Annotated in this window: 12 protein-coding genes; 4 read left to right on the forward strand and 8 right to left on the reverse strand. The window is 61.2% G+C overall.

Annotated elements, in window-relative coordinates; translation table 11 throughout:
• Positions 1-17: 17 nt before the first annotated feature.
• The 6 genes from NMB39_RS21825 to NMB39_RS21850 all read right to left on the reverse strand — a co-directional run bounded on the left by NMB39_RS21825 (position 18) and on the right by NMB39_RS21850 (position 6,736).
• Positions 18-1,175, reverse strand: a complete 1,158-nt coding sequence (locus tag NMB39_RS21825; RefSeq protein ID WP_494340072.1) for a phospholipase D-like domain-containing protein — start codon at positions 1,173-1,175, stop codon at positions 18-20.
• Position 1,176: 1 nt separating this feature from the next.
• Positions 1,177-1,758 carry a YceI family protein gene (locus NMB39_RS21830; protein WP_057021986.1) on the reverse strand — a complete coding sequence of 194 codons (582 nt, stop codon included), beginning with the start codon at positions 1,756-1,758 and terminating at the stop codon, positions 1,177-1,179.
• A gap of 171 nt (positions 1,759-1,929) precedes the next feature.
• Positions 1,930-2,688 carry a helix-turn-helix domain-containing protein gene (locus tag NMB39_RS21835; protein WP_057021985.1) on the reverse strand — a complete coding sequence of 253 codons (759 nt, stop codon included), beginning with the start codon at positions 2,686-2,688 and terminating at the stop codon, positions 1,930-1,932.
• 63 nt (positions 2,689-2,751) lie between these two features.
• On the reverse strand, positions 2,752-4,194 hold the full coding sequence (locus NMB39_RS21840) for an amidase (RefSeq protein ID WP_494340071.1): 1,443 nt from the start codon (positions 4,192-4,194) through the stop codon (positions 2,752-2,754).
• Positions 4,191-5,501 (reverse strand): citrate-proton symporter, encoded by a 1,311-nt coding sequence (locus tag NMB39_RS21845; protein ID WP_494340070.1) that lies wholly within the window; start codon positions 5,499-5,501, stop codon positions 4,191-4,193. The genes NMB39_RS21840 and NMB39_RS21845 overlap by 4 nt, the downstream gene beginning before the upstream one ends.
• Before the next feature lie 59 nt (positions 5,502-5,560).
• Positions 5,561-6,736 carry a M20 aminoacylase family protein gene (locus tag NMB39_RS21850; RefSeq protein ID WP_124411709.1) on the reverse strand — a complete coding sequence of 392 codons (1,176 nt, stop codon included), beginning with the start codon at positions 6,734-6,736 and terminating at the stop codon, positions 5,561-5,563.
• A 495-nt stretch (positions 6,737-7,231) separates the two neighbouring features.
• Between NMB39_RS21850 and NMB39_RS21855 the strand changes: the two genes are divergently transcribed.
• Together NMB39_RS21855 and NMB39_RS21860 are read left to right on the forward strand one after the other, a co-directional pair.
• Entirely contained in the window at positions 7,232-8,644 is a 1,413-nt protein-coding gene (locus tag NMB39_RS21855) for a PAAR domain-containing protein (protein WP_494340069.1), read from the forward strand.
• Positions 8,641-9,030 carry a hypothetical protein gene (locus tag NMB39_RS21860; protein ID WP_306957333.1) on the forward strand — a complete coding sequence of 130 codons (390 nt, stop codon included), beginning with the start codon at positions 8,641-8,643 and terminating at the stop codon, positions 9,028-9,030. The genes NMB39_RS21855 and NMB39_RS21860 overlap by 4 nt, the downstream gene beginning before the upstream one ends.
• A 93-nt stretch (positions 9,031-9,123) precedes the next feature.
• On the opposite strand, the gene NMB39_RS21865 is transcribed toward NMB39_RS21860, so the two are convergent.
• A complete protein-coding gene (locus tag NMB39_RS21865; RefSeq protein WP_306957332.1) occupies positions 9,124-9,438 on the reverse strand; it encodes an amidase in 315 nt (104 codons plus the stop codon).
• Positions 9,435-10,508, reverse strand: coding sequence for a serine hydrolase domain-containing protein (locus NMB39_RS21870; protein WP_494340068.1), 1,074 nt, complete (start codon positions 10,506-10,508; stop codon positions 9,435-9,437). Before NMB39_RS21870 ends, NMB39_RS21865 begins: the two co-directional genes overlap by 4 nt.
• Before the next feature lie 189 nt (positions 10,509-10,697).
• Between NMB39_RS21870 and olsB the strand changes: the two genes are divergently transcribed.
• Both olsB and NMB39_RS21880 read left to right on the forward strand, forming a co-directional pair.
• Positions 10,698-11,453 (forward strand): L-ornithine N(alpha)-acyltransferase, encoded by a 756-nt coding sequence (olsB, locus tag NMB39_RS21875; RefSeq protein WP_003189352.1) that lies wholly within the window; start codon positions 10,698-10,700, stop codon positions 11,451-11,453.
• Positions 11,453-12,244, forward strand: a complete 792-nt coding sequence (locus NMB39_RS21880) for a lysophospholipid acyltransferase family protein (protein ID WP_494340067.1) — start codon at positions 11,453-11,455, stop codon at positions 12,242-12,244. The genes olsB and NMB39_RS21880 overlap by 1 nt, the downstream gene beginning before the upstream one ends.
• The last annotated feature ends 42 nt before the right edge of the window (positions 12,245-12,286 follow it).

Raw genomic sequence — 12,286 nt, forward strand, 5'->3', positions numbered from 1 at the left:
TGACCTCATTGTTCTTGTTAGCCGCGCCGGTCGAGCAGGTTGACCACCAACCGATCAATCCACCCCCACACCCTCTGCTTCACCCGCCGCCACAACGGCCGCGCTTTCCATGCCTCCAGGCTCACCGCCTGGCTCTGGGCAAAATCGGTTTCGAAACTGGCCACCACCGCCGCCGTCAATCCCGGGTCCAGCGCTTCGAGGTTGGCTTCCAGGTTGAAGCGCAAATTCCAGTGATCGAAATTGCATGAACCAATGCTCACCCAATCATCCACCAGCACCATTTTCAGGTGCAAAAAGCACGGCTGGTATTCAAAGATCTGCACGCCTGCCCGCAGCAGACGCGGGTAATAACGATGGCCGGCGTAGCGTACTGACGGGTGATCGGTACGTGGCCCGGTGAGCAGCAAACGCACATCCACGCCCCGCCCTGCCGCCTTGCGCAAGGCACGACGCACGCTCCAGGTCGGCAGGAAGTAAGGCGTCGCCAGCCAGATCCGCCCCTTGCTGCTGTTCAAGGCGCGGATCAGCGATTGCAGGATATCCCGGTGTTGACGGGCGTCGGCATAGGCCACACGACCCAGGCCGGGGCCCATCGCAGGCACCTTGGGCAGGCGCGGCAAACCGAAATGGGTCGCCAGTTTCCATTCACGGCGCGCCGCGTTGGCGTGCCATTGACGGTCGAACAGCGCCTGCCAGTCCAGCACCAGCGGGCCGCTGATCTGCACCATCACTTCATGCCAGTCGGCGCTGTCTTGCCCTGGCGTCCAGAACTCATCGGTGACGCCCGTGCCGCCGACCACGGCGACACCCTGGTCGATCAGCAACAGCTTGCGGTGATCGCGGTACAGGTTGCGCATCCAGCGCCGCCAGTTCAGGCGATTGTAGAAGCGCAGCTCCACGCCAGCATCGATCAAGCGCTTGCGCAGCCCGAGGGTAAACGCCAGGCTGCCGTAATCATCAAACAGGCAGCGCACCTGCACGCCGCGCTCGGCGGCCAGCACCAGCGCCTGCACCATGGCGTCGGCACAGGCCCCGGCTTCGACCAGATACAGCTCAAGGTCAACCTGCTGCTCGGCCCGAGCAATGCCCACCAGCATCTGCGGGAAGAAACTCGGCCCGTCGATCAGCAATTCAAACTGATTGGCGCTGCGCCACGGGAACACTGCGCCGCTCATGTCAGCGCGCCGTGAAAATCAGTACCGCACCCACCGGCACCGACAGGCTGATCGACTTAAGCCCGGCAGCCTTGCGCAACGCCGCTACGCCCGGCGCCAGGTCGAAATCCTCGGCATGCAACACCACCGGCTCCAGGGTCACCACCTGGAAGCGCCGCTCATCCAGGCGCGTGGCGAGCAATTCGGCGCTGTAGGTCTGGGTCTTGCCGTGCAGGGTAACGCTCAGCGGCAGGCGCAATTCCAACTGCGCGCCGGGCGCCAGGTCGTTGATCGGCTGCAGATTGATCTGCGCGCTGATCTGCGCTTCGGGGAAGGTCTTGATCTGGAACAGCTCTTTGCGCATGCGCTCGTCGCGCAGTGGGATGCCACTGTTGATCGACTCCATCTCCACTTGCAACTGCGCCGCGCCCTTGGCGTCGACCTTGCCATGCAACACCAGGAAGCGATGCACCTCGGCAATCTCGGTGTTTTTGGTGGTGACGAAAGACAGGCGCGAGGATTCGTTATCCAGGTACCAGTCGGCGTGGGCAGGCACGCTGGCACAGGTCAGCAGGGCGAAGACCAGGGGTTTGACATTGAACATAAAGACTCATGGGGCAAAAAACCTGGGCGAACATTAAGCGCAATCTCACGAACGGCGCAAATCCAATGTGGGGGGCTTGCTCCCGATGGCGGTGGATCAGCAACTCATCCAGTGGCTGACACCCTGCTATCGGGAGCAAGCCCCCTCCCACATGGGTCCGGCGGCGACTGTTCAGGCCAATGCCCGTTGAACTTCGCAGATCGTTTCTTCAAGGCTGGCCATATGCAGGTTCAACACCCGCTCCACCGGCGCTTGATGCATCGGCCAATGCAAGGCCATGCTGCCCACCAACCGGCCATTGGCCCGCACCGGCAACGCTACCGCCCGGATCAGGAACGGCAGACGCACCGGGTATTCCCAATAGCCCTCGGTACGCTGGCCGAAACCCTGGTGCTGGGTGTGCTCGCACGCATGGTATTGCTCATCGGCGGCCACCCGGTCGCGGCCCGCCAGGCGTTGCACTTCATCACGGGGCAGTTGCGTCAGGCAGGCCTTTCCCATCGCCGAGTGAAACAGGCTGGCGTACTGGCCGACGATCTGGCAGTTGTTCGGGTACAGCTTGCGCAACACACTGGGAATCGCGCTCTCCATGACTTCCAGGCGCTCGCCGTCGAAGCAGGACAAGTCCACCACCAAGCCGGTGCGCTCGCTCAACTCCACCAACCACGGCGCCGCGCTTTCCACCACCTGGCGCCTGAAGCGTTGCTGGGTATCGCCGAACAAACGCCGGGCACGCAGGCGGTAGCGCCGATCGCTCAGGCCGCGATAGACCCAGCCCTGTTCCTGCAAGGTCAGCAACATGCGCGACACCGTGGCCTTGGGCAGGCGCGTGAGGTAGTGCAGTTCCTCCAGCCCCAGGGCCTGGTGCTCACCCAGCAACTCGACGATTGCCAGTGCACGCTCAACCGAGCGTACGGTGCCTGTGTCCATGTTCGATCTCCCTGTTGCCGGTGGATGATCATTTTCACAGCAAGATGCAGGCCCGGTCGCGGCTCAGCCGGTCGCTGCAAGACATTCCGGCGGCCGGCGTCGTACCCATTGGGTCAGCTGTTCATGGGCATAGGCCAATTGCAGCACGGCGCGGTCCGCCTGGGCCGGGCCGATGATTTGCAGGCCCATGGGCAGGCCTTGGGGGTTGAAGCCCACGGGGATGCTCATGCTCGGCAAGCCGGCCAGGGTTGGGCCGATCACCACTTCCATCCAGCGGTGATAGGTATCCATTTCGCGCCCGGCCACATGGTACGGCCACGCTTGTTGTGCATCGAAAGGGAACACTTGGGCGGTGGGCAGCAGCAGGAAATCGTAACGCTCGAACAATTTGGTCAGGGCTCTGTACCACTCGCTACGATCCACCGAGGCCTGGTACACCTGCTGGGCGCTCAAGCCGAGGCCGCCCTCCACTTCCCATTGCGCTTCGGGCTTGAGCAGTGCACGTTTTTTTGGGTTGGCATAGGCCGCACCGAGGTTGCCGTGCACCAGCCAATGGCGGTGTACCAGCCAGCAGCGCCACAGTCGCGCCATTGAAAAGTCCGGCTGGCAGCTTTCTACTTCGCAGCCAAGCTCGGCGAAGTCACCCAGGGCCGTTTCGCACAGGCTCATCAGGCCGTCTTCCATCGGCAAATAACCGTTGTAGTCCCCCAGCCATCCCAGGCGTGCGCCTTTGAAGTCGCGCTGCAGCGGCTGGCCCAGCACAGCGGGATCGTCCTTGGAAGACAACGGCACCCGTGGGTCGTAACCGGCCTGAATGCTCAACAACCGCGCCACATCCGTCACGCTGCGGCCCATCGGGCCTTCGGTGCCCAACTGCTGCACGAACACTTCCGGCATCGGCCCGTGGGGCACGCGCCCCTGGGACGGGCGCAAGCCGAACACATTGTTGAACGCCGCCGGGTTGCGCAGCGAGCCCATCATGTCGCTGCCATCGGCCACCGGCAGCATGCGTAGCGCCAGGGCCACCGCCGCCCCGCCGCTGCTGCCGCCGGCCGACAGGCGCGGGTCATAAGCATTGCCGGTGGTGCCGAACAGCGTGTTGTAGGTATGGGAGCCCAGGCCGAACTCCGGCACGTTGGTCTTGCCGATGATGATCGCGCCACTGGCCCGCACCCGCGCCACGCTGATGGCGTCTTCACTCGGCACATGCTCGGCAAACAACGGTGAGCCCAGGGTGGTGCGCAAGCCTTGGGTCGCCGCCAGGTCCTTGATCGCCTGGGGCATGCCATGCATCCAGCCGCGGGACTGGCCCTGGTCCAGCTCACGATCACAGGCTCTCGCCTCGGCCAGCACGGCATCGCTGTCGCGCAACGACACCAGCGCATTCACCCTGGGGTTAAAACGCTGGATCTGTGCCAGGTACGCTTGCATCACCTCTTCACACGACACCTGCCGCCCATGGATCGCCCGCGACAGTTCGGTGGCATCCCAATCAACAATACTCAAGGCTTCACCTCACTTGAAAACGCCAGCGGTTTCTTCGCCCGCGGTGCCTCCTGCATGCAGTAAGTGCCCAGCAGCGTCAGCACGCAAGCGAACAACACATAGAACGACGGTGCCACCGGTGTGCCCAACACTTTGCTCAACCAGGTCACGATCAGCGGTGCGAAACCACCGAACACCATCACCGCTACGTTATAGGCCACTGACACGCCGGTCGAGCGCACCTCGATGGGAAACTGCTCGGCCAACGCCGTCGGCGCCGGGCCGAAGAACCCGCCAATGGCCGTGCACAGCATCACCTGCATCACCAGCAAGCGCTCGATGGACGGCGCGGCAGCCACCCACACATACAGCGGGTAGACCATCACGAAGAAGGCCAGCGTGAACGCCATCAGCACCGGCCGCCGCCCCAGGCGATCCGAGAGCAGGCCGGACAACGGAATCACCACAGTCATCAGCGCCACCGCAAACATCTGCACCATCAGCACCTGGTCCAACGGCAGGCCGAGGTTCTTGTGAGCGAAGGTCGGCATGTTCACCAGCACCACATAGAACGACACCGTCGCCCCACAGGCCAGGCCCATGGACACCAGGATGCTGCGACGATGATCACGCAACACATTCATCAGGCTCGGCGCCGGGCCGGTGGCGTTTCTGCGCGCCTCAATGAATTCTTCCGGGTCTTCCATGTGCCGACGAATCCACAACCCCACCGGGCCGATCAGCAAACCCAGCACGAAGGGCAGGCGCCAGCCCCACAGGTCGAGGGTTTCAGGCGAAAAGAGGTGCGTCGCCAGCGCCACCATCGCCGCCCCACCAAACACCGCCAGGCACTGCCCCACCAACTGCCACGAGCCGTACAAGCCCTTGCGATGGGCCGGCGCACTTTCCACCAGGAACGCGGTGGCACTGGCGTATTCCCCGCCGGTGGCAAAGCCCTGGAGCATGCGCGCCACCACGATCAGCAGCGGCGCGCCCATGCCGATGGCGGCATAGTTTGGCGCAAAGGCGATCATTGCGATGGACACGGTCATCAGCCGGATAATCAACTGCATCGCCGCCTTGCGGCCTTTGCGGTCGGAGTAGATGCCCAACAGGATGCCGCCCACCGGGCGCATGAAAAAGCCCACACCAAAGGTGGCCAAGGCCATCAGCAGCGAAGCGTATTCATCCTCGGAGGGGAAGAATTGCCGGGCGATAATGCTGGCCAGAAAGCCATAGACGATAAAGTCGTACCACTCCAACGCGTTGCCGATCACGGCCGCCACCACTTGGCGGGTGCGGGAGACGCCAGGTTTTGAAGTCTGCATGAGGAACACTCCATTCAACCGATAAGGGAAAGGGTCCAGCGGCAGAAAAAGTGCGGTTGTCAGGCAGGCTTGAGCCAGCTCTCGGCCAGTGCGCCCCAATAGGCGGCGCCGGTCAGCAGGATGTCGTCGTTGAAGTCATAGGCGGGGTTATGCACCATCGGCCGCGATACGCCATTGCCGATAAACAGGTAGCTGCCGGGGCAGCGTTGCAGCATCCAAGCGAAGTCTTCGCTGCCCATCAGCGTGCGGGTGTTGCCGTCCACGGCATCGGCGCCGAGCAAGGCCACGCCGACCTGGCGGGCAAACTCGGTTTCTTCGGCGTGGTTGACCAGCACCGGATAGGCCGGGCGGTGTTCGATCTGCACCGTGCAGCCGAAGCTGGCGGCCTGGGTCTGGATGATCGCGTTGACCCGCTCGAGCATCTGCTCGCGCACCTTGGGGTTGAGTGCGCGCAGGCTCAGGCGCAATAACGCTTGCTGGGGAATCACATTCGCTGCCTGGCCGGCCTGCAAGGCGCCGACCGTAACCACGGCGGCTTCCTGGGTATCGATATTGCGCGCCACTACCGTCTGCAGGGCCATGACCATGCTGGCGGCAGCCACCAGTGGATCGACTGTGAGGTGCGGCATGGAACCATGGCCGCCGACGCCTTCGAGGGTAACGGTAAGCAAGTCTTGGGACGCCATCATCGGGCCAACTCTTAATCCCAAATGCCCCGCCGGCAGGCCCGGCATATTGTGCATGCCAAACAACCCATCACAGGGAAAACGCTCCAGCAAACCCTCCGCCAGCATCGCCTCGGCACCGCCCTGGCCTTCTTCGGCGGGTTGGAAAATCAGATTCAGCGTTCCGTCGAATTGCCGCGTCGCCGCCAGGTAGCGGGCAGCGCCGAGCAACATGGTGGTATGACCGTCATGCCCGCAGGCGTGCATGCAACCGGCGTGCTGGCTGGTGTAGGCCGCGCCGGTGTTTTCGATGATGGGCAAGGCGTCCATATCGGCACGAATGCCCAGCGTGCGCGAGCTGCTGCCGTTACGCAGCACGCCGACCACACCGGTCTTGCCGATGCCGGTATGCACCTCATACCCCCATTCCCGCAAGGAGTGCGCGACCAGCGCTGAGGTGCGGTTCTCTTCAAAGCCAAGCTCAGGATGGGCGTGGATGTCGTGACGCACAGCGTGCAAGTCGCTGGCGACGTCGCTGAGCCAATCCAGGATGTGCTGGTGTGGGCGCATGGTGATTCTCCTCACAGGCGGGTGTTCCCGTTCTTGTTGGCGACACACCGCCAGCTAACCGCGATGTGGGCGTGAGGACAACCAAAGGTGGTTCCACCCTGTGGAACCTGAGGCCAACCATTTTCTTAAAATCTCTGGAGATCAAAATGTGGGAGGGGGCTTGCTCCCGAACGCGTTGCTTCAGTCACTGATGTTGTGAATGACACGCCGCAATCGGGAGCAAGCCCCCTCCCACATTATGATCTTCATACATCCGCTGGATCTCACCGCGCCATTGAGTGCACTACGCCGGGCGTCGCTGAGCTATCAGACTTATACGACTAAATACCCGGAAACGTCCGACTTTACCCTAAGTAAATCCCTCTCCAAAGTTTGGCTTGCCACTGACTCTCCCTTGCTCGTTTACCTCGATTGAAATGCGTCACGCGTTAGTTTTCTTGTCGAGACGAGGAGGAAAGTACGGCCAAAAAAACTTAATGGATAAAGGGAAAAACAATGAGCGTAGGTTATTTCATTGGCCTGGGTGACAAGACCACCTGCGGCGGGGAAGTGCTGGACGGAGATAAAAGAATCAACATCCATGGCCTTCTTCATGCGTGCGAAGGTGACCGAGTCACCTGTGGCAAGGATGGGCAAACTTATAGGATCGTCGGTGGCATTTCCTTCATGAACAGCCACGGCCGGCTTATGGCCGGTACGTTGGATAGTTACAGCGACTGTCCGTGCAAAGCCGAATTGGTGCCTTCGGTGTTTTCAGCCAAGTACCACAGCAGAGGTAGCTCGGTTGTGAGCGCCAACAGGCAAGCAGCCGAACCGGTCCGAGCCGCTACCAGTTGGGCGGCGCCTTCTCAAAGCGCTTACACGCCGCCAAGCCATTCAGTCCCGTCTGCATTTAACGGCCTATCGGGCCAGGAACCAGGTTTTTATATCGTGCCCAAAAGCACTACGCGCGAGGCTTTGGAGGCCACGCTTTTTCCAGTTCTTGACCCGGCTGTAATGCGCAAGTTTCAAACGCTGAATCCCAATACAGGTCACTTCAAAGCCGGCTCAATGGTCGTGCTCAGCGATCCGAACAACACCTCCTGCACTTATCAGGAAGCGCAGTTGATGCAGGCCGCTCAACAAGTCGATGCCTCCCTGGATTCCCTTACGCCGGACGAGGCCGACTTTCTGTATCGACACGGTGCCGAAATCGCCAGCTTCATAGGCCATACCTCAACCTGGCTCGGCGTAAGCGCGGTGGTGATGGAAACGCACCTGAATAACTTGCGCAACACCCTCCAGGCCATCGAGCGTCTACACCAACAAACTTATCGTCAGCACGGCCACCTTAAGTCGTCGCAGTTCTTCACGGATCGCCAGCGTCTTATGAGCCAGCTGGATGCTCATCTGTTGAATTCCACTCGGCTGCGTGGCCAAACCACCCTGGGCGATCACCCCAAGTTGAAAACGGCGCTCGGCATTTCCAGTCGCAGCTTGGTGCACCATTGGGACAAGGCCGGTGCGCCGGGGCAGATTCCGGGATATGCCGCTCACGTGGAAGCAACGAGTCGTGCTACCCAATACATGAAGGCGGGCGGTTACATCGGGATTGGGATTAGCGGAGTGTCTTCGCTGATGGCTATTGAGCAGGTATGTAACGGCGAATCTGGGCCAGCTTGTGAGAAGGTCAAGTTTACTGAAGGCGGAAAATTTGGGCTTTCTACTGCCCTCGGCGTTGCAGGTGGTGCGATGGCTAGTTCTGCCAGTGGTCCGATCTGCCTTGCGATTGGCGTAGCCACTGGAGGTATCGGAGGTGTTGTATGTATCGCAGCTATAGTAGGGACGGGCGCATGGATGGGTACGACTGTTGGTAGTATGACTGGCGAAGCTATTGGAGAAAAAATTTACGAAATGACTCAACCATGACCAGTATCGACAGTTGGCCTCCCTGGATTGCAATCTTTGTTTTAGGGGCCCCAGGTCTGCTCGCAGTTGCCGGTATTGCTCATAGTTTGCACCTGAGCCGCCGTCACCTGAACGCATTAAAGGAGGCTTTGAAAAACAGTCGGTATATTTACCTCTGGGGAGATAGCCTGGGAAAACGGGGCTTGATTTGGTCACTCTTGGAAATATCAAAAATCGCCGGGATGGTTGTGTGGCCGAGGGCTTATATTCTTACCGGTGATGTAAATCCTGCTGATATCGAAACATTTCCAGCTCGTCTGAAACGACGTCTAATCGTCAATATGACGCTGATGTTCACGTCATTCACTTGGGGGGTAGTTGCCGCCATGCTTGTGAAGTTCAGGTAGCTCAAACGGGCCTCAGCCGAGGTCCGACACCAGCAACCAAGTGCCGTTCCTGTATGTGTAACTGCCCGCTCCTACAGGAGTTTATGCAGTGTGTCAGGGGCTCAGGCGACACCCCTGCCGCTCCCCCAACCACCTTGCCGTATGCGTACGCCCCAACCCACTCGCCGTCACTTCACTGCGCTCAGGCGTGTCGATCAACGCACTGGTCGGCACGTACTGCTTCACATACCCACGGCAATACTGCGCCGGGTTGTTTTCCACATACCGGCACGAGCAATACTCCTTGGCGGTGTACGCCGCGATGATGTCGGGGAAGGCTTGCAGGTTGACGCGCTCATGCCACACCCAGCCCAACAGGGCGAGCAACAGCAGCAGAAACAGACTGGTAAACGGCCGACGACGAATCATGGCTGCACCGCCGCCAGTACGCGCTTGAGCAGTTCGTTATGGCGGTAGCTACCGTCGCGGTCATCGCCGTAACGTACGATCACCAAGTGTTCGTCCGGCAGCACAAACAGCGCCTGGCCCCAGTGTCCCAATGCGGCGTAGGTGTCGGCAGGTGCATCGGGCCATGGTCTGGACGCGCCCGTGTTAAGCCACCACTGGCCGCCGGGGACGGCTTCGTCCTGGCCGCTTTTGTATTTGTCGAACGGCTGGCGATTGAAGGCCACCCATTCTTTAGGCAGCAACTGTTGCTCACCCCAACGCCCCTCCCGCGCCATCAGCAGTCCAACCCTCGCCAAATTCCGGGCAGTGAGGTACGCATAGGACGAAGCGACGAAGGTTTCATCGGCATCGGTTTCCCATGTCGCATTGCGAATGCCCAACGGCTTGAACAACGCATCCCACGGATAGCTCATATACGCCTTGTGGCCGAGCATGCCTTTGAGGGCCGCAGACAAGATGTTGCTGTCGCCACTGGAATAACGAAACGCCTGGCCCGGGGCAGCAGCAGCGTCGGTACTGGCGGCAAACTCGGCCATATCGCCACGGCCTCGGGTGTAGAGCATCGCCACCACCGAGGATTTCAGCGGCGCGTATTCATAGTCTTCCTGCCAGTCCAGGCCCGAGGCCCAGTGCAGCAGGTCGGCCATGGTCACCTTGGGATGCTGATTCATCGGCGAGTAGAAACGCGCAACGGGGTCGCTCAGCTTGAAGCGGTTTTCACCGTAGGCCACGCCGAGCACGGTGGCCATCAGGCTTTTGCTCACCGACCAGGTCAGGTGCGGCGTGCTGGCGGTGGTGGGCGCGGCGTAGCGTTCGTAGATGATTTCGCCGTCACGAATGACCAGCAGCGCATCGGTACGAATGCCTTCGCGGCTGGTGTCGTCACGGGGCGGGAAAGCGTAGGCGTCCAGTGCATCGACAGCGGGGCCATTGAGGGGTGTGCCCATGGCCCAATCCTTTACAGGCCAGGTTTCGGCGCGGGCGGTAACGGTGACAAACAGTAGGGCAACGCACAACAGGCCTCGGACCATGGACGCAAACTCAAGGGGGGGGCATTCAAGCCCGCGAGCCTAGCGCAGGCCAATGACAGATTTGCTACACGGGGTCTGTCATCCAACCGTCACCGTAACTTCATGGAGATGACACCGAGGCTACATAGCCTGACTTTGGACAACAAAGTCGACTGGCCGTACAACCTGGCCGGCACTCGGAGACTCGCTATGACTCAGATCGCCCGCATCAGCGACAAAGGCAATGAACGCCGTCTGCAAGCCGAACGCCTGGTGGGCGCACAGGCTTTGCAGGAAGCCCAGGCCCTGCGGTTCAACGTGTTCAGCGGCGAGTTCAACGCCAAGCTGAAAGGCGCGGAACTGGGCCTGGACATGGATGACTATGATGTTCACTGCAGCCACATCGGCGTGCGGGATTTGAACAGCGGTCGACTCGTCGCCACCACCCGTCTGCTCGACCACCAGGCCGCGAGCACCCTGGGCCGGTTCTACAGCGAAGAAGAATTCAGCCTGCATGGCCTGCTGCACTTGCAGGGCCCGATCCTCGAAATCGGCCGCACCTGCGTCGACCCGGCCTACCGCAACGGCGGTACCATCGCGGTATTGTGGGGCGAGTTGGCCGAGGTGCTCAACCAGGGTGGCTACAGCTACCTGATGGGCTGCGCGAGCATCCCGATGCACGACGGCGGTATCCAGGCCCACGCGATCATGCAGCGCCTGCGCGAGCGTTACCTATGCAACGAACACCTGCGCGCCGAACCGAAAAAACCGTTGCCGGCCCTGGACCTGCCCTCCAACGTCATCGCGGAAATGCCACCGCTGCTCAAGGCCTATATGCGCCTGGGCGCAAAGATCTGCGGCGAGCCGTGCTGGGATGAAGACTTCCAGGTCGCCGACGTGTTCATCCTGCTCAAGCGCGATGAGTTGTGCCCGCGTTATGCGCGGCACTTCAAGGCGGCCATGTGATGAGCCGCCTGCGTGTGTACGGGCGCATCGCCCGGGTGCTGCTGGTGGTGGCGCTGGGCTTGAGCATGGCCAGTGTGTTTGGCCTGTTCGAGCGCTTGGGTGTGGCCAACTCGATGGTGCGGCGCCAGCGTTGGTCGCGGTTCTTTATGGCGCGCCTGAGCAACGCCCTGCCCTTTCGCGTGACGGTGCACGGTGAGGTGCCGCAAACACCGATGCTGTGGGTGAGCAATCACGTGTCCTGGACGGATATCCCGCTGCTGGGCATGGTCACGCCGATGTCTTTCCTGTCCAAGGCCGAAGTGCGCACCTGGCCGGTGGCAGGCTGGTTGGCGGCCAAGGCTGGCAGCCTGTTTATCCGCCGCGGCGCGGGCGACAGCCAGTTGATCCGCAAGCAGATGACCCGTCATCTGGAGCAACAGCACCCGTTGCTGATGTTTCCCGAAGGCACCACCACCGACGGGCGCAGCCTGCGTACCTTCCACGGGCGTTTACTGGCCAGCGCGATTGAGGCGGATGTGTCGCTGCAACCGGTAGCGATCCGTTATATGCGCGACGGCCAGGTCGACCCGCTGGCACCGTTTATTGGCGAGGATGATTTGCTCTCGCACTTGATGCGCTTGTTCTCCAATGACCAGGGCGATGTGGAGATTCATGTGCTCAAACCGATTGCCTGCGCCGGACAGGAGCGTGCGGCATTGGCGTTCCAGGCGCAGCAGGCGGTGCAGAAAGCGTTGTTTGGGCCGGTGCCGGAGGTTGAGCCAGTAAATACTCGGCCTGCGTTTGCGGCCTAAAGCGGGCACGGTTAAATGTGGGAGGGAGCAAGCCCCTCCCAC

The organism is Pseudomonas sp. FBCC-B545 (assembly GCF_059134095.1).